General features: G+C 37.2%; 22 protein-coding genes and 2 pseudogenes. 19 read left to right on the top strand and 5 right to left on the bottom strand.

The features are described 5' to 3' along the window. Nucleotides 1-229: 229 nt before the first annotated feature. From B1K71_RS04365 to B1K71_RS04430, 12 genes and pseudogenes are all read left to right on the top strand, one after another. The gene (locus tag B1K71_RS04365) at nucleotides 230-475 is read left to right on the top strand and encodes a CBO0543 family protein (protein WP_077324785.1); all 246 of its coding nucleotides are present in this window, start codon (nucleotides 230-232) and stop codon (nucleotides 473-475) included. Nucleotides 476-843: 368 nt separating this feature from the next. Continuing rightward, on the top strand, nucleotides 844-1,356 hold the full coding sequence (locus B1K71_RS04370; protein WP_010530576.1) for a type 1 glutamine amidotransferase domain-containing protein: 513 nt from the start codon (nucleotides 844-846) through the stop codon (nucleotides 1,354-1,356). Between the two features lie 241 nt (nucleotides 1,357-1,597). After that, the gene (locus B1K71_RS04375) at nucleotides 1,598-2,431 is read left to right on the top strand and encodes a hypothetical protein (RefSeq protein WP_077324786.1); all 834 of its coding nucleotides are present in this window, start codon (nucleotides 1,598-1,600) and stop codon (nucleotides 2,429-2,431) included. A gap of 117 nt (nucleotides 2,432-2,548) precedes the next feature. Beyond that, nucleotides 2,549-3,412, top strand: coding sequence for a hypothetical protein (locus B1K71_RS04380; RefSeq protein ID WP_139343296.1), 864 nt, complete (start codon nucleotides 2,549-2,551; stop codon nucleotides 3,410-3,412). A 197-nt stretch (nucleotides 3,413-3,609) separates the two neighbouring features. Next, complete coding sequence (locus B1K71_RS04385) at nucleotides 3,610-4,131, top strand: DUF6431 domain-containing protein (protein ID WP_281250313.1); 522 nt, start codon at nucleotides 3,610-3,612, stop codon at nucleotides 4,129-4,131. A gap of 42 nt (nucleotides 4,132-4,173) precedes the next feature. Beyond that, the gene (locus B1K71_RS04390; RefSeq protein WP_077324788.1) at nucleotides 4,174-5,526 is read left to right on the top strand and encodes a DDE-type integrase/transposase/recombinase; all 1,353 of its coding nucleotides are present in this window, start codon (nucleotides 4,174-4,176) and stop codon (nucleotides 5,524-5,526) included. Next, complete coding sequence (locus B1K71_RS04395) at nucleotides 5,519-6,319, top strand: ExeA family protein (protein WP_077324789.1); 801 nt, start codon at nucleotides 5,519-5,521, stop codon at nucleotides 6,317-6,319. The genes B1K71_RS04390 and B1K71_RS04395 overlap by 8 nt, the downstream gene beginning before the upstream one ends. Then, complete coding sequence (locus tag B1K71_RS04400) at nucleotides 6,316-6,537, top strand: DUF5348 domain-containing protein (RefSeq protein ID WP_077324790.1); 222 nt, start codon at nucleotides 6,316-6,318, stop codon at nucleotides 6,535-6,537. The genes B1K71_RS04395 and B1K71_RS04400 overlap by 4 nt, the downstream gene beginning before the upstream one ends. 772 nt (nucleotides 6,538-7,309) lie before the next feature. Beyond that, nucleotides 7,310-7,510: a hypothetical protein gene (locus B1K71_RS04410; protein ID WP_077324792.1), complete on the top strand. Its 201-nt coding sequence runs from the start codon at nucleotides 7,310-7,312 to the stop codon at nucleotides 7,508-7,510. Between the two features lie 434 nt (nucleotides 7,511-7,944). Then, on the top strand, nucleotides 7,945-8,166 hold the full coding sequence (locus B1K71_RS04420) for a hypothetical protein (RefSeq protein WP_077324794.1): 222 nt from the start codon (nucleotides 7,945-7,947) through the stop codon (nucleotides 8,164-8,166). Between the two features lie 93 nt (nucleotides 8,167-8,259). After that, nucleotides 8,260-8,952: pseudogene (locus B1K71_RS04425) on the top strand (Type 1 glutamine amidotransferase-like domain-containing protein). Nucleotides 8,953-9,039: 87 nt separating this feature from the next. Next, the gene (locus B1K71_RS04430) at nucleotides 9,040-9,891 is read left to right on the top strand and encodes a hypothetical protein (protein WP_077324795.1); all 852 of its coding nucleotides are present in this window, start codon (nucleotides 9,040-9,042) and stop codon (nucleotides 9,889-9,891) included. Nucleotides 9,892-10,608: 717 nt separating this feature from the next. Here the strand turns inward: B1K71_RS04430 and B1K71_RS04440 are convergent. Beyond that, nucleotides 10,609-11,894, bottom strand: a pseudogene (locus B1K71_RS04440) (IS110 family transposase). A 312-nt stretch (nucleotides 11,895-12,206) separates the two neighbouring features. Here B1K71_RS04440 and B1K71_RS19605 point away from each other — a divergent pair. After that, nucleotides 12,207-12,434 carry a hypothetical protein gene (locus B1K71_RS19605; protein ID WP_139343297.1) on the top strand — a complete coding sequence of 76 codons (228 nt, stop codon included), beginning with the start codon at nucleotides 12,207-12,209 and terminating at the stop codon, nucleotides 12,432-12,434. Nucleotides 12,435-12,640: 206 nt separating this feature from the next. Here B1K71_RS19605 and B1K71_RS04450 read toward each other — a convergent pair whose 3' ends face one another. From B1K71_RS04450 to B1K71_RS04460, 3 genes are all read right to left on the bottom strand, one after another. Further along, entirely contained in the window at nucleotides 12,641-13,831 is a 1,191-nt protein-coding gene (locus B1K71_RS04450; RefSeq protein ID WP_077330025.1) for an IS110 family transposase, read from the bottom strand. Nucleotides 13,832-14,164: 333 nt separating this feature from the next. Then, complete coding sequence (locus B1K71_RS04455; RefSeq protein ID WP_077324798.1) at nucleotides 14,165-14,770, bottom strand: zeta toxin family protein; 606 nt, start codon at nucleotides 14,768-14,770, stop codon at nucleotides 14,165-14,167. After that, nucleotides 14,770-14,964, bottom strand: a complete 195-nt coding sequence (locus tag B1K71_RS04460; protein ID WP_077324799.1) for a hypothetical protein — start codon at nucleotides 14,962-14,964, stop codon at nucleotides 14,770-14,772. The genes B1K71_RS04455 and B1K71_RS04460 overlap by 1 nt, the downstream gene beginning before the upstream one ends. A 191-nt stretch (nucleotides 14,965-15,155) precedes the next feature. On the opposite strand from B1K71_RS04460, the gene B1K71_RS04465 reads away from it, so the two are divergent. The 5 genes from B1K71_RS04465 to B1K71_RS04485 all read left to right on the top strand — a co-directional run bounded on the left by B1K71_RS04465 (nucleotide 15,156) and on the right by B1K71_RS04485 (nucleotide 20,254). Further along, complete coding sequence (locus B1K71_RS04465) at nucleotides 15,156-15,998, top strand: tyrosine-type recombinase/integrase (RefSeq protein ID WP_077324800.1); 843 nt, start codon at nucleotides 15,156-15,158, stop codon at nucleotides 15,996-15,998. A 547-nt stretch (nucleotides 15,999-16,545) separates the two neighbouring features. Next, on the top strand, nucleotides 16,546-17,124 hold the full coding sequence (locus B1K71_RS04470) for a hypothetical protein (protein ID WP_077324801.1): 579 nt from the start codon (nucleotides 16,546-16,548) through the stop codon (nucleotides 17,122-17,124). Nucleotides 17,125-17,403: 279 nt separating this feature from the next. Next, on the top strand, nucleotides 17,404-18,450 hold the full coding sequence (locus B1K71_RS04475) for an ArsR/SmtB family transcription factor (RefSeq protein ID WP_077324802.1): 1,047 nt from the start codon (nucleotides 17,404-17,406) through the stop codon (nucleotides 18,448-18,450). Between the two features lie 18 nt (nucleotides 18,451-18,468). Further along, entirely contained in the window at nucleotides 18,469-19,701 is a 1,233-nt protein-coding gene (locus B1K71_RS04480) for an MFS transporter (RefSeq protein WP_077324803.1), read from the top strand. Between the two features lie 79 nt (nucleotides 19,702-19,780). Next, nucleotides 19,781-20,254: a GNAT family N-acetyltransferase gene (locus tag B1K71_RS04485; protein WP_077324804.1), complete on the top strand. Its 474-nt coding sequence runs from the start codon at nucleotides 19,781-19,783 to the stop codon at nucleotides 20,252-20,254. Nucleotides 20,255-20,423: 169 nt separating this feature from the next. Here B1K71_RS04485 and B1K71_RS04490 read toward each other — a convergent pair whose 3' ends face one another. Then, nucleotides 20,424-21,626 carry an IS110 family transposase gene (locus B1K71_RS04490; protein WP_077324805.1) on the bottom strand — a complete coding sequence of 401 codons (1,203 nt, stop codon included), beginning with the start codon at nucleotides 21,624-21,626 and terminating at the stop codon, nucleotides 20,424-20,426. Nucleotides 21,627-21,937: 311 nt separating this feature from the next. Here B1K71_RS04490 and B1K71_RS04495 point away from each other — a divergent pair, with 311 nt between their 5' ends. Continuing rightward, nucleotides 21,938-22,621 (top strand): SagB/ThcOx family dehydrogenase, encoded by a 684-nt coding sequence (locus B1K71_RS04495; protein WP_175631836.1) that lies wholly within the window; start codon nucleotides 21,938-21,940, stop codon nucleotides 22,619-22,621. The last annotated feature ends 7 nt before the right edge of the window (nucleotides 22,622-22,628 follow it).

The following is a 22,628-nucleotide window of genomic DNA, read 5'->3' on the forward strand; positions in this document are numbered from 1 at the left end:
GTACATTTCAAATGTGTGCTAAAAGTAAAAAATTACATAATGCCGTGTTATTAAATATGTAATAACTATTCCGATCAGTCGCAAATCCAGAATAAAAGTTGCCAGCGCCCGTATAGCGTATATGGGCCATTGTGTTGAATAGGAAGATATTAAGTTTAGGCAATCCGTTGTATGGTTTGTGGATAACAAAAAACAAGGGAAACTGCGAGTTATTTTAGGAAGGTTCATTATGAAATCAGCATACACTATCGAAATATCAGCAATAATAATTGTTATTATTCTCCTTGGTATTTTTGTTCCCAAGAACAAAATTCGAGAAGCCCTTGTCATTTTAATGTTCAAACAAGCTATGACATGGATTTTGGGACTTGCCGCTGTCCAGTTAGATTGGCTCGAATACCCTGATCGGATTCTTTTTCCAGATGCGACACAAACAAGTTTATATTTCATGGAAGTTTTATTTGTGGTTTTTTAAGAAAAAAGTAAAAGGTAACGCTTGTGGATAGAAAATTTAAAGGGTCACTTGTAGCGTAAAATAGTATAGTTTTTTAAGGATTAGAAGTGCAACAATAGAGTATTGTATGGTCTTCTTCAGGATGAGTGGTTTAAACAGAAAAAATAAATGTTCTGCAATCGGGCGCAGTTGGGGAATAAAGACCAGCGCCCAAATGCCATTGTAGTGCACGTTTATGTAACACGATAAGGTAGAAGGGAACAAGTGCCTGTCAGTTAGAGCATCGTTATTTGGTTCGTGTATAATACGGTTCATGAGCATACTGCTTAATAAAGTTATGGGCAGTCTGCTAGAATATATTCGAGAATGATAAAGGGAGGAAGTGCTATATGAGTCGACACATTGCAGTCCTTGTAACAGACATGGTAGAAGAAATTGAATTAACTGATCCTGTGAAAGCTTACAAAGAAGCTGGGCATACGGTAGATATTATCAGTAATGAAGCAAAAAAAACCATCAATGGCAAAAATGGGGACGAAATACAAGCAGATAGAGGTATAGATGAAGTAAATGCAAACGATTATGATGCATTACTCGTACCTGGCGGGTTTTCTCCTGACTTACTACGTATTAATCCGAAGAATAGTGAGTTTGCGAAAACATTTTTCCAAGATAATAAACCCATATTTTCAATTTGCCATGGTCCACAGTTTCTCGTTAATACAGACCAACTAAAAGGTAGAGAGCTAACAAGCTTTGTTTCCGTAAGAAAAGACTTGGAAAATGCAGGAGCAACTGTAAAAGATGAAGAAGTAATCGTAGATGGAAACCTTGTAACAAGCAGAACACCTGATGATCTTCCTGCATTCAATCGCGAATCTCTAAAGCTTTTAGAAAAATAATTCGTCGATCGTATAGGGGGGGCTGTTAATCATGCAGCCTCTCTTTATTTTTTATTTGATAATAGATAAAGCGCTCATGCCCATCTGCCATGATCTTCCTCAAACGGGCGCCTTTCTGGAATAAAGAAAGGGGTCCTTACTTGCAAGAATTGGTTAATTTTTTGAGTGAAAGCAGGGATTTTATCCTTTTTAGCGAATCCAATGTCGAAAGATTCTAATTAAAGGAGTTGGTGTGTTGTGAGTGGGATTTGAAACAAAACACAGAAAAAGAGATTTAGAAATTCCAAAACATCGTCAAATTTTATTAAATACAATTGAACAGGATTTGCTAAGTGATGAAAATATTATAGCTGTTTTTTATGGTGGTTCAATAGGAAATCATAATACAGATTTATATTCTGATATTGATCTTCGTATAGTTGTCAAAGACGAAGTGTTTGAAGAATATAGATTGAACAAAAAGCAACGGGCTAAAAAATGGGGGAAGGTTTTATTCTTTGAAGACTTTCCTTGGGCAACATACAGTATTGCTCACTTTGATACCTTCATTAAAGTAGACACCTTTTACTTTAAAATGAAAGACATTCAGCCTTCAGTTTGGCTTCAAAATATTAAAATTGTCCATGATACTAATGGATTGGTGAACGATGTACTAGAAAGGTCGATGAGATTATCCTATAAGCCAAATGTTGAAGAAATAGAGTTTTGGAGATCAAAATTTTTTGCTTATGTTCATGAAGCATACAGAAGAACAATGAGGAAAGAAGTGTATTATGCCCTACATTGTTTAGATAACTTGCGAATTTCGATGGTAACTGCTTGGTATATGGAAGCAGGAATCCAACCTAATACATTTGGAGATTGGGCAAAAATAGAAGGGCAAAGAAGTAAACTGCAAGGTTGGCAATTATCACTTCTCGCAGATTGGCATAGTAGTCGAGAACCATATGAGATCCTGAACGTAATAAACAGTATAGTACCCGAATTTATAAAAGTCCATAACAGTTTATGTGAAAAATACGAAATTGAAGAAAACCCTGAGAAGGTAAATGAAATTTTAGATATGGTTTTGTGATGTAAACTAAGCCGTTTTACAATTTTTTACTGTTAAACAATAGAGGGCGCAAATCAGGAATAAGTAACAGTGTTAAATTATTTTGATATTACGAGAAATATGAAAGGACATTGTGCTATGTCAGCAATTCAGACGGCCTACATGGATTTACAAGCAATTAAAAGATTTTCACAGTTAAATATTAATAATTCCACTTTTCTTTCAACCCATATTTATTCCTTCTATCGGGATATTTGCCTAATTATTTATGAAGTAATTGAGACATTTTTTAAAGAAAAAGTTGAAATGGATGATCGGATAAAAGAGATTCGAAACCAAGTGCATCTATATACTAAAAAGAGAGGTGCAAACCAGAAGATATTTCAAAAAATATTAAAATATCATATAGATACTTTTGGTAGTGACATAAACAATCTCGGGTTTTATTTAACGGATGGTAAGGTTGTTGGAAGTACCCTTTATTCTACCTATATATTTTTGAATACTGGGAATCTGCCTGATACCAACAGAATGAAAGAAACGGAATCTAAAGCGTTTAATCTCGCAACACATGTGGGAGAAAGAGTTAGTATTCTTATATCTGAAATTGAAGATATCACTGGTGGTATGTTATATGCAGATGAATTACCTTCAAGAGAAATATTAAGCGAAGAAAAATATTTGTGCAAAGATATTAATCATAATGAAATTTTTACAGATAATAACATAAGGAATACGTTAATTCTTCGTTTAATTTTTTCTTTGCAAGAGATATGTGATGTTCTTTGGCTCAATTTAACATACATGAAAAAATTTCAACACCAAATTGATTTGGACTATTATTTTCAAATTCGACTAACTACCCTTAAAACAGATGAAATTATGGATAACCTTTTAAACTTAAAAAAACATATGAAACAAGAATTTCAGCATTGGGATAATTATTTTGGGGGTAAGGTAGAAAGTATTTTGGACGATTATGAAAATAATATGTTGTTTTAGCTAGGCGAAAAAGACCGGAAGTTGACGGTTATGTCCGACCAGAAGTAGACTAATAGAGTGACCGAGGAAAAAACCTGAAGAAAGGAAAAGGACGTCCCCCATTAACGTGAAACTGCGGGAACAATTTCACTGGAGACGCCCACCAAAAAAACAATATATGGTAAGTATATCAGATTATACGTTGGTTGAGAAGAAGAATGAGCCTGGCGTTTTTTGTTAGGAGTGCGGAAATCAATCACTGTCCTTGTTGTGAAGGTCCTCTAATAGTGGCAGGTAGTCGGCGAAGAGTATGGTATAGACATTCCGGAGATAAAGCGAAACTTATTATACGTCGTCTTTTTTGTGAACGCTGTCATAAAATTCATCACGAACTACCAGATCTTCTAGTCCCCTACAAGCGTTATGGGACAGAAAGCATCGAACAGGTTCTGGATGATCAATTGATAGATGTACCGGCTGATGAATCGACATTGGGGCGCTGGCGTGAATGGTTTCGGAATTGGGGGCCTTATGCTGTGGGTTGTTTCAATTCTATTATCAGGCGCTTTCAATTGGATTTACCTGTGGGGAGCACGTCCGATCCTCCACGGACCGTGCTCCAAAGAATCGGACGCAATGGAGAATCATTCGTTGGATGGCTGGCGAAAGTTGTCCGTCCCATTGTAAATGTTCATTTATGGGTACAGACCCGTTCTGCATTCCTGTCCAAACAGCCTTAAGATAAACTCATGTTAAATAGCTTAAAAAGGAGGCTTTTTGGCATGAGAGATCAAAAGAAAGCACAGGAAATTGCTGCTGAACGGGTACAATTATTGTCCCCATTATTGGCGGATGGGTTGGATGCTGCCAAAGCTAGACAAATCAGACGGCAAATTTGTGAGGTAAGTGGATTGTCTGAACGAACCATTCGAAGATACTTGGCTCAATATCGACAAGCAGGGTTTGAAGGATTAAAACCAAAAGGAAAAGGCACGCAAACCAAGGAGACCATTCCCCATCATTTATTGGAACAGGCCATCTTACTGCGTCGAGAAGTCCCGACACGCAGTATTGCCCAGATTATTCAAATTTTAGAATGGGAAAAACTTGCTGAACCTGGTCAATTGAAGCGAAGTACATTACAGGAAAAGCTCGCTGAAAAAGGATATAGTGCTCGGCATATGCGGATGTACAATGATCCTGGTGTAGCTGCGCGGCGTTTCCAACGGAAAGCGCGTAATCAATTATGGCATTCTGACATTAAGTACGGGCCGTACCTTCCTATTGGCCCAGGTGGCGAGAAAAAACAAGTTTATTTGGTGGCGTTCTTGGATGACGCTACGCGTTTTGTATTGCACGCCGGGTTTTATCCCACGATGGATCAACGTATTGTGGAACAGGGTTTCCGTGAATCTGTTCAGTTATACGGTGTTCCCGAATCTGTTTATTTTGATAACGGGAAACAATATCGCACGAAATGGATGAAGCGAACCTGTTCAAAGTTAGGCATCCGGTTATTATATGCTAAGCCCTACTCACCGGAGTCGACCGGTAAGGTGGAAAGGTTCAACCGAGTAGTCGGTCATTTTTTAGATGAAGTTGGACTGGAGAAACCGACAACGCTGGATCAATTAAATGAGCGCCTTCGCGTATGGTTGAGTGAATGCTATCAGCATAAACCACACAGTGCTTTAGGTAAAGATCAAAGTCCAGAGGCAGCTTTTCGTAGCGATGACAATGTCTTACGGTTTGTTGGTACAGAAGAATTGGCACAAGCATTCTTACACTGTGAAGCACGTAAAGTGGATAAATCAGGGTGTATTAGTTTTATGGGAAAAAAATACGAAGTTGGATTATCGTTTATCGGCTGTAAGGTCGATGTGGTTTACGATCCTTCGGATATTACGGAAGTAACAATTGAATACGAAGGACACGCACCTTGGACAGCCCGTGAATTGGTGATTGGCGAACGCGCTGGGAAACGACCAACGATGCCGGACCATCTTGGAAAACAGTTTGCGGAGCACTCTAGACTGTTAGACGCAGCTTCGGAACAATATGCTTCCCGTACGGACGTTCAGAAGACAGCGGTCTCCTATCGCAGGGTTAAGAAAGAGGGTGCGTCACATGTTTAATCAGTTTTATGGCTTTACGCGTACCCCTTTTACGCGGGATATTCTGACATCCGCATTATACTATCCGGATATGCTGGACGAAACAATCGGGAGATTGGAATATGCAGCCCAATCCCAATTATTTGTGGTTGTGACAGGTGATGCTGGGACTGGGAAAACGACGACACTGAGAAGATTTACGAGTGAACTGGATTCCGGTCATTTTAAGGTTTTATATCTAGCCGATTCAAAATTAACACCGCGACATTTTTATAAGGGATTGTTGGAACAGTTGGGATGCGAGTCCAAGTTTTACCGTGGTGACGCTAAACGTCAGTTGCACAATCAAATTGAAATGATGCGTGGTATTCATGGATTATTACCAGTGGTTATTGTAGATGAAGCACATCTTTTGGATCGGGAAATGTTGGAGGAAGTTCGCTTCCTGCTTAATTTTAAAATGGATGCTGAAAGTCCGATGGCGTTGATCCTTGTTGGACAGAGTGAACTTTGGGATCGGCTTAGGCTCCAATCATTTGCGGCTATTCGGCAGCGAATTGACCTGCAATGTAAGCTTCCGCACTATGATCGTGCTCAGGTGGGTGAATATATACGGAAACATTTAATGGAAGTTAGCGCTCAAAGTGACATTTTCACAGATGCCGCCATACGTGAAATTTTCCAGTTTTCGAATGGGACGCCAAGACTGGTCAACAAAATTTGTACGCATTGTCTCATTTACGGTGCCCAAAATAAACAAAAGCTTATCGATGACCATATGGTAAAGCTGGTCATAGAAGGTGAACTATCATGACAGAAGGGATAATGACGTATGAATATGATCGAGACGCCTGGGTGGTTGAAATAAATGGTTATCAATATACACTCCTCTGCGGGGAGTCATTTGAACTCATTGTTGGACAACGTAACATCCCTTCAAGGCTAGAATTGGGAGAAGACTGGTATATTATAATGGAGGAGAATGTTCCATTCGATCTTCGAATATGTAACGTATACCATATTTACATCTAAGTTTGTAAAACCACGGGAAAAAGGAAAACATCATCCTTCTTCCCTTTATTTTTACAACCATGGGTCACTAATTCCATCAAAAATTGGACAGTGTACGCAATCAATAGAAAGGCATTATATACTAGCAGTAACAATATGTCAGTGAAAGTAAGTATAATGAGAAATATGATTCATTATAAAGATTCGGACGATCCCAATTTAAATTTTTATGATTATTTTGAAAATGAAGATAAATCTCAATTAATAAGGACAATGGACCAAATAATTTTCGCATATTTGCACCCACTAGAAAACTATATTAGAGAGTATATTGATATAGAGAATATGCGATCAATGACAGACTGGGAAATGATAAAAAAGCGGACTATTCAAATGTTTAAGAGAAAATGATATTGTAATTGGTTCCTAAAGACTAAAGACAACTAATTAATTGATCAATAACAATGATTTAGAAAGCGGTGTGTAGTCGTGAATGGGCCAGTATTAAAGGACAAAAAGTGGCTGGCATTACAATCAACATCAATTTTGTCAGCAGTTACTGGGTACTGTTTATTCTTTTATCGATGATATTGATGGGTTTTGCGTAAGCAGAGCAACAAAATTGACCAGATAAAATAATGAGGAATGGAAAAAGTTTATTCATTAAACGGGCGCTAATCAGGAATAAGTAATAGCGTCAGTATCATATTCTGGAATAGAATTTTCAATAACTAACAACACAGGTTATGCCTTAATAACGGCTTATTTATTTTATACGAGGGGTTGTTACATAATGGCCAGAAATGAAAAAAAGAGAAGTGAAGGATTAACTTTAGTAAGTGTCATTGCAGGTGGCGCAGCAGGTTGGGTAGTTAATACTGGTTTAGATATTATGACTGATACTGAGATGACTTACCTTTATGGAATATCAATATTTTTAGGAATTATTGTTGGTTTATTGTGGGATATAGCAGATAGGTTAAATAAACAATAATATTTAACCGTAAAGAGTTCAATAAAAGGGCGCTATTCCCTAAAAGGACTAGCGCCGATATCGCATATAAGAGTCATATTGTAGAATAAGATTTTTGGAGGTATTCAAAATGGAAAACCTAATTTGTCCAAAGTGTAAGGAAGAGGAAATCAAAAAGGGAATACTTGCGTCTTCTTTTGTTCCAGTCCAAATGTTTCCTGAACATAAGAGAGGAACAGCATCGCCTATTTTTGCGGAATACTGCAATGACTGCGGATATATTTTATCTTTTTATGTGGATAATCCCAAGAATGTAAAATAGCACCTGTTATTCCTTTAACGGGCGCAAAAATTGAACAACAATCGACTGCCTTGGCAGCCTATTTATGTCATGAATATTATTATCGTTATGTCAATCCCGAAGAATATTAAACGTTCAGTTGAGGTGAAGTAATATGGACAAACGAACGTCAGGTTTAGTCTTAATCGGATTTTCCCTTCTTACTTTTGTAATAGCAATTGGATTTGACCAGCTTTCTAATTCAATTCAGCGTTCAGCAGCTTATGTGAAAGGAGGAGCCAGTGTAAGCTACGGAGGGATGTCTGTTCCTATAATTTCAATTATTTTGGTGGTAATAACAATTTTTATAGGTTTATATATAATGAAAAGAAACTGACATCTTACTGGAATTGCTCCATAATCGGGCGCAATTGCGATAGAAACAGAGTATGAATTCAGTTATTTTAGTAAATGTAAGGGGGGAAATGACATGAGACAAATCATCGCACTCGGTGGTGGAGGATTTTCAATGGAACCAGACAATCCTTTACTTGATCTTTATATACTAAAACAGGCAAACAAAAATAAGCCCAAAGTTTGCTTCGTACCTACCGCAAGTGGGGATGCTGATAGTTATGTTTCAAAGTACTATACTTTTTTTAATAACAAACCTGTGAGCCATCCCACCTTTCATTATTTAAGCCACCCACAAGAGATATAAGAGACTATGTACTGGAAAAGGATATCATTTAAGTAGGGGGAGGAAGCACCAAAAATCTATTAGCTTTGTGGAGAGAATGGGGATTAGACAAAATCTTGAGGGAAGCCTGGAATCAAGGAACTGTTCTAGCAGGTATTAGTGCTGGTTCAGTCTGTTGGTTCGATGAAGGAGTTACAGACTCATATGGTTTCGATCTAGAACCGATTAATTGTTTAGGGTTTCTTAAAGGTAGTAACTGTCCTCATTATGATGGGGAAACAGAGACCGTCATATCAACAATTTATAAAAAGTGGACAATTAAAAGCTGGGATAGCAGCTGATGATGGTGTAGCCATCCATTTTATTGAACAAGACATACATAAAATTGTAAGTTCAAGGGTTAACGCCAAGGCCTATAAAGTGGGTTTAGATAATGAAAAAATTGAGAGGGAACTCCAAATAGATTTTTTAGGTACATGTTAAACAAACGGGAGGGCATCGAATAGAAGAGTGCCATTTATACTCGAGGTGGTATGAAAACATAGATCCTATAAAGGGGGAGATTGCCCAGTGAAGGTTAATAACACTTTAGTGGATTTTTTTCACTTCCAAAAATCTGGAACATCATTTGATCTTAATGAATACCATCGAATGAATCCGGATACCTTTAAAACGTATTTTAGTGGTTATTGCAAAAAAACAGATGAAAAATTGTATACTGCTAAGGAACGTTATTTCAATGATTATAGCAGAATAGAAAAAATTAATGAGATATTGCCTGAAGTAATTGAGAAGGTTGCAACCAAAAGTGAATCATATTTTGGTTTTCCCTTAGATGTGTCCATACATATCTTTGTAGGTTTATATGCTTCTAATGCGTTTGTAGATCATCGGGCTGAAATTTACCTCGCAGTTGAAAAGTTGCCGCTAGATTCGGAGCTGCTGGAGATCATCATCGCCCATGAGATGGTTCATAGTTATCATTATCATATACTTGATCGTGCAGGGATTGATTGGAAGGCAATAGATTGGTTGGATGCTCATAATTCAGTATATTTAGAAGGTGTCGCAACCTATTTCTCACAAAAATTAGTACAGGGCCACCCTCAAAGTGTTTATTATTCCTATGATAGAAGTGGGGAGGAATGGCTCACCTTTTGTAATAATAATTATTTAAAGATTGCCAGTGCATTTTTAGCTGATGCAGAAGGTCATTCAAATAATATGGAACGTGAATGGCTTAGGTTATCTGGGGGAGAACATTTCGGTTACAATCGACTTGGTTATTTTCTTGGAACCTCATTTGTCTCTGACCTATGTAAAGAGCTCCCTGAATCTAAAGTATTAAAGTTGTTAGCTGAAGACTGGGTGTCAATGGAAATGAATCATTGGTTAAAAAAGTTAGTGGAAAAAGATGACTAAAGAGGTATTTTATTTTTTAAACAGTGTTCAATTATCGGGCGCTTTTCACTAATTAGGATTAGCTCGAATATTATATATAGACCATTTATGGAACAAGTGTGTGTTATAATGGGGTTTATACTACTCGGGGTTGCATTTTTATCAAAGTGGGAATTCATTTTTGAAGAACCTGTTGCAGATCGACTGCTTCATTTTATTGGCGTACCTGCATGGTCTAATGGAAATATGGGTTTTCATTATACCGCTATCGCTTCAATTATACTGTTGATTATAGGCTTGGTATTCCTAGCTAAACGTTATAGTGGAAAAATGATTTTCATTTTCCTCCCTCAATAAATTAATATTTTCTTAGAAATGCTTCGTTTTTCTCCGAATTTCTTTTGATTAATTGAAGTCCATAGCGGCCTTTAATCCTTTTAATTACATTTAAGGATAAATGTGGAACTAGCAGGTTAAACCGAATAGGCTTTAATGGGTATTTTCCATTAAATGGATAATTAATCTTATGATCGCACCTTGGATCTCCACGTTTTCATGGCGGTGGACCCTCCCATGTCTCTCGGCGTCTATGCGCGCAAATTCCTTCGTTCGACCTGACCATGGTGGATGCCGGAAATGCTCCTTAGGTGGGTCTATGCCCTAACGGATGAAATACTGACCGGCTAATCCGTGCTTCAATTGTCAAAAGGTGGTTCAAAACGATAGCTGTACGTCTTGTTAAGCTACTTCCTGTAATGTCGAAATCATGGGAATATCACGTATCATGCGCTCTTCACTGAATGTACACTTCCGTGTACCTAATACATAAAAGATCTTGATGAGTTTACGGCTTAATGCGATAAACGACTGTTTTCCTGTCAGCGGATTATCGGATCGACGACGATAATAATGATGCAACTGCTTAAAACCTTCATTATGCAGGGATAATGGGCGTGCGACTTGATACAGTAAGCTTCGCAGCCTTTTTCGTCCTCGCTTAGTGATGGTTGTTTGGCCTTTGAACAGGCCTGACTGATTCATCTTAAGATTGAGTCCCTTTAATTTAATGATTTGGCGTGGATCCTGATAATTCGATAAATCACCAACTTCAGCGAAAAAACCGGCCACTGTTATGGCACTTACGCCTTTAATCGCTATCATCTGATCAGCTCCAGGGATATGAAGAACAAATTCTTCCAATTGTGCTTCAAGAGCGATAAGACGTTCTTCAAAAGCCTTATACTGATCAATCAAATAACGAATTTCTTGACGTGCCATACGTAATCCCACTGTGAGGCCAATACTATCTTTGGCCGCCTGTTTCAAATCCCGAATGCGTTTGATACCCACACCACGTTTGGCAGCCTTTTTGACTTCAAGAAGTAAATCTTCTTCCGACGTTTTACGGATATCTTCCGGCAAATAGCCCTTTTCCAATAGATAAAAAGCAGCCTTTCCGGTCCAATCTTTAAAGACATTAAGAAACTCCGGGAAATATCGATCCAGCGCATTGTGCATTTGGGCTTTGATCGAGGACATATCCTCCTGGATAATGTCATAGAGTTTCATGCCTTCACGTAATTCGGCGTACACATCCTCTGGTAATGTAGGTTCATGAAAACGGCCATCTCGCACGATCTGAGCGATGACTTTCGCATCTTTTGTATCATTTTTCGTAGGTGAATCATCATCCATTTCCTTGAACCGTTTCACCTTCATCGGATTGACGACAACTGCGCGGATGCTTTTAGCCTTCATGTGATAAGCTAAGTTGAGCCAGTAATGGCCGGTTGGTTCCATCCCAATAATGATATTGGGACGGCTGTACTTTTCAGACAGGCTGCCAGCCCAATCCACAAGATCTGAGAATCCCTGCAGCGAATTGGTGAATACCAGCCGTTTGGCAAGGTCCCGGCCCCGATCATCTATCGCTCGAGCTACATGTTACGTTTGGCTACATCAACCCCGATAATTAATGTTTGTTCATTGATTTGCGCTAATCGATTATTTTGTGTAAAATCCATTGTAGAAGTCCTCCTTCGGTACTAAATTCGAGGTCACCGCGATGACACTCTCTATCGTACCAAGGGGACTTTTTTTATGCATTTGTCATTTTCTCCGATTTCCCCTCAAATTTTTTCATTACAGGAATGCTTCTTATTTTTATATTATTTCCTTCTGACTTGTTTGCAAATGTGTATCAATCAAACTTTGCAAGAGGTATTTATTCGTTAGAATTCAATGAGGGTGGTAGCAAATGTCAATATGATACAAATGATGCAGGTGTTCTAGTTGGAAAATGTACGCTTTCTTTTATGAATCATGGTAAACAACCATTGGCGTTTCAAGTTTCACTGGATCAAAAATTTGACAATGAGGATTTTAATGTTACGGAGATGATTGATTTGAATGGACGACAATTTGAAATTGATCCACGTGAACAGAAAACATTTGAGGTTATGTTCCGGCAATCTCTTGAATCAAAAGGATATCAGGCTGCAAATGGAACAGTTGATTTGTTTGATGTAAAAATCATTGGAGAAGAACGTACAAGGGAACTGTGATTTGTTTTCAAAAATATAGAAGGTAGCAAACCGGAATATATGCTAATATAATGTTTGCTTGTTCTGTTAAAGACCAGCTATAAAAAGTCAAGCATTATTTGAAAATAATTTTTCTGTAATTCTTTTATGCTTCACCAGAAAAATTTGCATGACAAATAAACCACCTACTTGGTGATTAAAAATTTAAGATATGACATTGTTTTTTGTCATTGAGCTCGAGGTTGATAGGGTTTCCCATCTCTCAAAATCGCAAAAATAATGTGTGTTAATTTCCTTGCGACAGCACCTACCGCAGTTCCATGGGCTTTACCTCGACTTCTTAACTTTTGATAATAAAGGGATAATGCAGGATCATTAAAACTAGCCACAAATGCTGCTTGCCAAATAGCGCGTCTCAGATAAGGGGAGCCGCGTTTTGAGATCTTGGTATGGGAACTGTTAAACTCGCCCGATTGGTTAACGGACGCATCTAAACCGGCAAACGCGACTAACTGTCCAGGGCGCTCAAAGCGATTAATGGATCCAATTTCACCTAATATGACAGCAGCTGTTACGTGACTCACTCCAGTAATGGTCGTTAAAAAATGCTCTTGTCGATTCGAGAGCTCCATCATGGTTTCCTCGATTTGTATTAATTGTTTTTCAAGTAACATGATTTGTTCCAATAAAAGTTGGATCTGCATCCTAAAAACATCTGAACCGATGGAAACTCCAAAGGTATGTTGTGCATTATCCTTTAATTGTTCTGCTTTACTGCGTGCCCTTGTTTTTCCATAACGTCCTTTACTAACAGTGTTGAGTAAGTCAGCAAGTTTATCGGTGTCAATGTTTAGTAGGTCCTCTGGTAATGTATAGTTTAAAAGAACTTCAGTGGAAGAAACACCGAAAACATCAGAAAAGATCTGTTCATATTCCGGGAATACCTGGTCTAATAAAGCGATGACTTTCCGTTTAACATCGGAGCTTTGGTCAACTAAAGTATAACGTAATCGCTCAAGATGCCGAAGTTGAAGTAAATCTTCTTCTATAAAAGGCGTTTCTTTCGGAGAGTCAATTCGAATTACCTGGGCAATGAGAAAGGCATCCTTCACATCTGTTTTTGTCTTACGAATATAAAATTTTCGTAAAGCATCGGACTGCATCGGGTTAAAAACGGTAACCTTAAACTCAAGTTTATGAAGAAAAGAAAAAACAGATAACCAATAATGACCAGTGGCTTCCATACCACAAATGCAATTTTCGGGTGTGGCTTGGTGCTGATTCAGGAATTTAAGGAGTTTATCACTGCCTGTTTTAGAGTTAGCGAAACGTACTGTTTTTCCAATAGAATTGCCCTTTTCGTTAATGAATCCAGCTTCGTGATGCCGTTTTCCAATATCAATGCCAAGATAAATCATTATAACACCCCAATACCCCAATGTAGAATTAATCAGAGTGGGAGGAAACCCTCTGTACTTTACAGATACCCAACCTCGTTCGATATACGACAACTAAGTGTCATCCAGCTTATTCGAATAGGTCTATAAAGAAAGAGGTGTCAGTCTTTTGCACGAAGACAATGCTTCAAGGGCGCAGAACGACATCCTCTCTCTGATTTAAATCCATTATACCGTGAATGATAGGTATATAGGATTAACACCAGAAAAAATCTGGTTAATAATAATATACGAGGGCGCGAAAACGGAATAAGTAAAAATAAAAAAACCGATTTTCTAAAGGCAGAGAATCGGTTATAGTTCTGTTGGTGAATCCTTTTGAAACTGATTCCAAAGAGGCAGGGACCAGTTGGGGAGATCATTTGATTTGAAAGTAATTTTACCATTATTTATTTCTAATACAATTTCTCCATCATCTTTACTGTTGTCGATTGCAATTAAATTATCGATAATAGGTGCATATTCATAAAGGTGTTTAAATGAAGTTTTATCTCTTCTGAGAATATCCTCTGTTGGAATATAATGACCGCCATTTTTTACTCTCATAGCAACTCGTTCGATGTTTTGATTTACGTTGCTGAGTGCAATGTAAAACATCGTCACTTCATAACCTTTTTCTTTGGCCTGGCTTATTTGTCTAAGTGCATTTTTTCCAGCAAGTGTTGTTTCAATTGAAAAATCCTTACCTTCTTGGATATATTCGTTAACTGATCTAATGACTTCTTTACCCGCAGTTACTCTTTTTGACTCAGGGTTTTCCGGATCTATTCTTCTTGCAATAGTATCAGGGTCAATGTTGATATCGACACCAAGTTTGTCAATAATCAAATTGCGGAAAGTGCTTTTGCCACTGCCATTGTTACCTGCAAACACAAAAAATATTGGTTGGTGAGAATGCATTAAGATTCACCATCTTTATGAAACGGAATAATATTACCATTTGGAAATTCCTTTACAAGCTTCCCGTTTTTTTCATATATAATATACGTTTTATTTACTTTGGCATCAATTCTTGCTCGCTCACCGGTCATCTTAGCCCATTTGTCGATCCAGCCATATTTTCGTTTCGATTCATTGTTTTGCTGTTCTAACATAAAAACCACCACCTTTCTTAAATTATACCAGATTACTCATTTAATTATAATATTTGCTTTTAACGTAGGGTAACAGAATCCTTACCTTTATGGCATTACTTTATTATATATTTCGATTGTTGAATAAAGGTTGTCAAAATAGACCATACTGGAATTAAATTAATTGATTCATAGTATGGGAGTGTGAAAACATGTTGTTGTCGGAAGCATGGGAAAAGTATCAGTCAGATAAAAGAATTGAAGGGTATTCTCCTCTTACATTGAAGATGTATGGTTTTCAATGTGGTCTGTTAAAACGTTATTTCGATGATGCCAGAATGAGTGAGTTGACTACAGAAAATCTGAAACAATACCTTGGCGAAGCTGGAGGACATTTAAAATCATCCAGTTTGGGTCATCGTGTGCGTTTCATAAAGTCATTGTTTAAATGGACACATGAGGAAGGGTATATTTTAAAGAATCCGGCTGCCAAATTAAAGGAGCCGAAGTTAGGACAGCGAATTCCAAAATTTCTTTCCGAACGTGAAATTGAACACCTTCGAGAAGGATGCCATACACCGATGGAAAATGCCTTGTTTGAATTTTTTTATTCTACTGGTTGTCGTATTGGGGAGGTTGCGAAATTAAATCGAGATGATATTAATTTTGCAGGAAACTCTGTAATTGTGCAAGGGAAAGGGGATAAAGAAAGAGAAGTTTACTTTAATATACGCTGTGGGATATGGTTGAACAGGTATTTAGAGGAGCGTGACGATGACGAATCCTGTTTGTTTGTCACAGAGCGCAGGCCTAAGAGGCGTATGAGTATAGATACCTTAAGATACATTGTGAGACGTATTTCGAATCGTGCTGGAATCACAAAAACGATTCACCCACATCAATTGCGTCACAGTTACGCTACTCATATGGTAGACAACGGTGCACCTCTTGAAGTAATCCAGAGCCTTCTTGGTCACGAAAAGAGTGAGACAACAAAAATTTATGCTCATCTCAGTGGTAAATTAAGACATGATTTTTACAGCAAGTATTTTTGAATTGGTCTTAAGATCCCAAAAGGGCCTTAATTGAAAAAAGGTTATATTTTTCGAAAAGATTTAACGGAATTTTGTGTTAAAATTAATATAGTTAGCATTCAAACCCACGAGCATTATTTGTGTAAGAAGAAAGGATGCTTAATAAATGGCAACTTAATCCTTTATGTTAGACAGTTAAAAAAACGAAGTGAGAGAGAAAATTTTCATTCTTTGAATTCGCAATGTATTTAAAAACCCAAACTACAATTTTACTATGGATTGGTAGCTTTCTCCTCCTTAGATATGGAATATAAACGAATGTTCTTTAACCCAAGAACCTCGATTTGACTATGCGGCAAACGGGCGCGGTAATGGAGCAAAAAACTAGATCTTGGGGCAGTTTTCGTTGGACAAGAAAGCACGTTCTTTCTTTGAGAAAAACATTCTTTCTTTTGTTATGATGGGTGTATCTAGCGCACTTATAATTGGGCTGGAAAAAGACTTCTAACTACTTTTAATAGTTTGTTTGTCTTATATATAATGTTTAAACTTCTAAGGGGAAACCGTTATGACAAAGAAGAGTAAGCACAGTAAACGCGAAAATCAAAAAAATAAGAATAACTTTCACAAGCAGATTAAGAATGTATTTGTAGCGGAAGGATTTTATAGCACTTATACGTTCTTTACATTAGGAAAAAAACTTTTCATTTATTCATCGCTTAACAATGAACACGTTTTTGAGATAACAGAGTTGCAACATAACCAACAACAATTACGTGAAGACCTATCTATACCTGAGGTTTTGGAAGTAATTCATCGGAAAACTCAAAATCAATTGAGGGATTTTCAACAATATTTTCTTCCAAGCATGAAAGTGTTACATGAAGAATTCTGGGATGAAATATGTCATGATCAAGAAGAGTCGCTTTCTGAAGAGGAGAAGAAGATATTTGATGTTGCCCTGAGGTCAGAAAACGATTTGTTGGATGGAAACGGAGAATTAATAGTAGAACAGCCTCTAACCTATAACTATTTCGGGGACCCTGTAGCTTATAGTGAAGATGATCGTCAATGGATTGATTACCATATGTCACAAGGAAATTTTGAAGCAGCATTAAATATTCATAGGGCTTACTTAAAAGAATAAAAATGACAAATTAAACCAGCTTCTTTTGATTATCACAGGCTTAAACAATACGATTGGGCGCTTTCACGGAATAAAAATGCGTCCACTATTGCCATTTTAGGGCCATTTAATTGAATACCCCTTGTGCAGTTCTGAAATGATTTTACTTAATAAGTGGACACTATTTAAATAGAAGTACCGTAGACATTCCCAAAAAAGAGTGTCTTTTTAACATACTTTAATTCAAAAAATATTGAATAATCTATTCTAATAATATAGAATAAAGTGGGAGGCGATTACATGGATTTATTAACGACAGGGATAAATCGAAAGAGGGAAAAATATACCGTTGAGATAAAAAGCTCTCTTTTGTGGGAATCGGCATTAGGGATAGCAGCCATTACGAATAAAGAATTAATCAGCACCTTAGATCTTTCTGAAAAGGATCAAGGATTGATAGACCAATCTTTAACTAAAGATATGAAAGAGCACCTTGAGTATGTCCAAACAAACAATACATGGAAGACCCTTCTACAAATTTTACATCAAAAGGATTTTGAGGATTTAGTTTCGTTTAATAAATATGTAAAGGGTTTATCTTCCAAAGAATTAAAGGGAGTTGCAATTCCCTTTCTAGGCAAAGACGCAGAAGTGTTCAGAAATAAGCTATTAAATGGATCAGCAGAAGCACTTAAAGAACTACAATACATAACAAAAGATCACACTTTTCTTTCGACATACCTAGAATTTATTTATAAAGTACCTATTGAAACATTGAAGACTCACTTGATTGCAGTGATGTCTGGTTGGTTTAAAGCAATTATAGAGCCTCATAAGGAAAAATTGGAATCTATACTTTTGAGGGATAAAACTTTGAAAGAAAAGATGCTCGATAATTTTGAACCAGATCAGTTTGTAGAATGGGCAACAGACGGTGTGCAATATGCCCCAGAACCAAGTGTCCACAAGGTTTTACTTATCCCCCATTATATTTATCGTCCTTGGAATGTTGAAGCTGACTTGGAAGGCGTAAAAGTTTTTTATTATGCCGTAGCAAATGAGAGCATCACGGAAGAAGGGAAATTTGTACCCAATAAACTTTTGGTACAAAGGTTTAAAGCGTTGGCAGATGAGACTCGTTTAAAAATCTTAAAAATGACCAAAGAAAATAATGTAACTCTCCAAGAATTAACAATTGAGTTGGAGTTGGGAAAAACAACCGTTCATCATCATTTAAAAATCTTAAAGTCCGCAAGGTTAGTTTCGCAGAGTTCGAATGGATACGGCATAGTTGATAAAGCGATAGAGAGTCTGCCAACAGAACTAAAACTTTACCTAGAAAGTTAATAAAAAGGGGGAGGCTTTATGGGAGTCCCAGCTGCACATGGTGAATCAAAGAAGAAAGTGCCTGAGTTTAAAAAGAATTATGCTGTATTTAGATTTATTGGTGGAAACTTAATTTCTTTTTTCGGAGATCAAATATACTTAATTGCTTTACCTCTTATTGTGTTGGCTCTAACTGGTTCACCATTAAGTATGGGGATTGTAGCAGCATTAGAGAGGCTTCCAATTTTAATTCAACCGTTTACAGGTGTATTGGCAGATAATTTTAACCGCAAAAAAATTTTATTGGTTTGTGACTTGGCTAGGTTTTTGATAATCGGTACTTTAGGAATATTATACATAATGGATAACTTACATATATGGGGAATTTATGTAGCTGCTTTCATCGTCGGTATCTTAACCCAAGTGTATAATACATCCCAATTTGCATCTGTACCTAGACTGGTGCAGAAAAAGGATTTACAATTGGTAAACTCGATTAATACAGGGATATTTCAAACAGCTGTATTTATTGCCCCCGGGTTAGGTGGAATTCTGATTAGCGTTTTTAATCCTGGAATAGGATTAATTATAAACAGTCTTTCTTTCTTGATCGGGTATTTGGTTATATTGAGTCTTAACATAGATAGTGACTTACAAAAGGAAAAAATTAGTGTTTCAAAAGTATTTACTGATATCAAAGAAAGTTTTATCTTTGTCATTCACCAGAAACCTATATTATACACAAATCTGGCTATGCTTTTTTCAATATTTGGAACCACGCTTTTTTTAACAATGCTGGTCATTCATTTAAAATCTACAGTAGGCTTAGATGCTGTTCGTATAGGATATTTACTTTCTATTGGTGGTGTAGCTGCAATTGTTGGTGCACTACTGACAAACGTACTTAAAAGATATTATTCGTACAGAAGAATTTTATTTTTTGCTGGTGTTGTAGGGGGCGGATCAATTATAGCTTTTGGATTACACGATGACTTTATTTGGTTAGTAATAATGAATGCATTAGGAACAATAAGTGCAGCCATTATGAGTCCTTGTGTTGTAACCATAAGACAAAAGCTTAGCCCTGATCGTTTATTAGGGCGTGTACAAGCAACGAGTCGCTTTATGACATGGATTTTAATGCCTATTTCTGCGTTAGTTGCTGGGATCATAGGTGAATACTTCGGTACTACCTTAACTTTAATAATAGGGGGAACAATTGCTTTATTTGCTTCTTTTATTTATTTACATCCTTCTCTAAATGAAGCATAAAAAGCGCGCAAATCTGGAATAAGAAATGGATATTCGCCTATGTTAGAATAGGTCTAACTTATTTATTGGAGGATGAACCATGGAAATTCGAACAGTAAATAGTTCAGATTACTATGTATTATCACCATTAATAAATAATTGGTGGGGTGGGCGACGAATGTCAGACATGTTGCCGAAATTATTTTTTGATCATTTTAGCGACTCAAGTTTTATTGCTGAAGAAAATGGTGAGATTATAGGTTTTTTAATTGGATTTTTATCTCAATCTCATTTAGATGAAGCGTACATACATTTTGTTGGTGTTCACCCGGAGTATCGTAAACGAAGTATAGGAAAGGAGCTTTATCACCAATTTTTCTCTAAAGTGCAGAGTGAAAATCGAAACAAAGTACGTTGTGTTACTTCCCCAGTCAATAAAATATCTATTGCTTATCATACAAGAATGGGCTTTGATATTGAACAGGGTGATAAAATAGTAGGTGGTACATCTGTGAAAGCAGATTATGACGGACGAGATCAAGATAGAGTATTGTTTATGAAAGAACTAATTTAAGCAATACCAGCTAATAGTAGAAGTGGATAATTCCATTATACCAGCTAATAGCTGTCAATAATTAAAGGTAAAAAAAGTTCAAAAAACATGTTAGACTAAAACTAAGCATGCCAAATAACCTTACCGTAAAATCGATAAGGTTTTGAATATTATGAATGTTAATTGTTGTTTATAATTGATCTACAAAGGCTTCTTTGCGTTTTAACATGGCATGGATCCAATGAATTAGTTTATTGGCACAGGCAATAACAGCTACTTTATGCGGTTTACCTTCTTCGCGTTTTCTATCATAAAAAGCTCGTAGTTTTGTGTTACGATTTTTCGCTATTCCGCATTGCACTGCTGAATAGAGAGCTTGACGTAATCTTGACGAGCCTCTTTTCGTGATACAATTGATAGTGGCTTTAAATTTACCGGATTCAAAAACTTCTGGATCTATGCCTGCGTAGGCAGCTACTTTTTTCGGATGAGGAAACTGATCGATTTCTCCAATTTCAGAGATGATTGTGGCGGCAATCTTACCCCCAACTCCGGGAATCGACTGAATCAGTTTATAATCCTCAAAGGTTTCAGCAAGGGCATCTATCTCTTCTCTCATTTTGGATAGATGCTCCTGGTATTGAAGAATCATCTGAATGTACATACGCAAACTAATGAGATGACCATGGTAGATACGGTCTTGAAATGGATTGCGCTCTGCTGCATCTTTTAACTGACGTGCTTTATCCAAAAACCATGCATAAGAACGTTTCGCCCCAATCTGGTACATATCAGTGGCTAATTGCTCTTGTGTGGTGTTTTTGACATCGAAAGATGTTGAATACTGGAACAACGTTTTCAATGAAATGTTGCCATATAAATTACTGAAAACATGATGATATTCTGGGAATACCTGATCCAAGATCGTTTGACATTGAAGTTTGATTTCAACATAGCTTTCGGTTAAAGCACTATGTTGTCTCGTTAATTGGCGCAGATTCAGCGTTTTTACCGTTTTCTTTTGGAACGCTTCCAAATCTTCTTTGTAGTATAGCTCCCCCAGATGGAAAGCATCCATTTTATCTGTCTTCACTTTGCGAAGGCTTGTCTGTTTTGCCTTGTGTGCAACCATTGGATTGATTAAATAATAAGTGATTCCATGTTCTTCAAGATATTGCAGAACAGGCTCATGATAGTGCCCAGTCGATTCAAATATAACAGCTGGAGATTGTCCGGAAACTTGCTTCACCTCCCGGAAAAATTCATAAAACACACCTAGCCCTTGTAAATCATGTGCAAATTTAAAGCTTTTCTTATACGTTTTTTTCCTTTGTAAAAAGGCTTGGACCTGGCTTTCACCTTTTGCAACATCCAGGCCAATGACAGGGTCCATATATGATCACAACTCCTTTTGGTAGATTCACCGGTCTGCCCCTAACTAATTTTGTAGTGTCATAGCTTCGCTTGTTATGCGGGATCCAAGTCCCAACCAGCCTCAAACATGTTTCTACAAGTAGGGGGTGAACAGTATAACGGACGGGATCATTGTCCCACGGGCGCGCACGTTCTACCCCGGCTACTTCAAGCATAAAACCTATTTAAAATAGGTCAACCAGAAGTGACTGGCTTATTCACATAATACGATCGGGCGCAAATCAGGAATAAGCATTTGTATTTACACTAATCACATTAGGAGGATATATGGTGAAACTATTCGAAAGTTATCATAAGGAATCAAGTTGGCCACCAGTATTCCATCCGAATCCATCCAAGAAAGATGAAGAATTGAACCCCGGTGACAAAATTGATTTGGATTCACATCATCTGGAACAAATGTTATCCAATTGCATCATGTCACGAAAGACTTCAAAATCCATAGGTGTAGATTCAATGTTAAATAAAGACGACCTTGGGACTTTTCTTAAATGGTCGGTTGGCAATTTGAAGGCTGATAGTGAACAAAGGGCTTACCCCTCGGCAGGGCCAATTTATCCAAATCATATTTTTGTTACTGTAAAACAAATAGCTAATTTAGAAAAGGGATTATACACATATATCCCTAAAGATCATGCTTTACTCTGGGTGGGCGGGAACATTGAAATTGAAAACGCACTTGTCCAGCCAGACATCGACTTTAATTTTTGTCTAATTGTATCAGCTGATTTAGATTATGCTGCGTATCAATATGGTGAAAGGGGATATCGTTTTTGTTTACTTGAAGCTGGACATATGGTTCAGAATATGATGTTAGTCGCCAGTGCTCTTGAAAAAGCGATTGCTCCAATTGGTGGTTTTAAAGATGAATATATCAATCAACATGTTTTAAAAAACGGTCATTCAGCTCTGTATTTAGTTCCAGTTGGCAGGGCATCCGATCTTCAATTATAGGGCGCAT

It is taken from the genome of Virgibacillus siamensis, from assembly GCF_900162695.1.
In the GTDB taxonomy this organism is placed as follows: Bacteria; Bacillota; Bacilli; order Bacillales; family Amphibacillaceae; genus Lentibacillus; species Lentibacillus siamensis_A.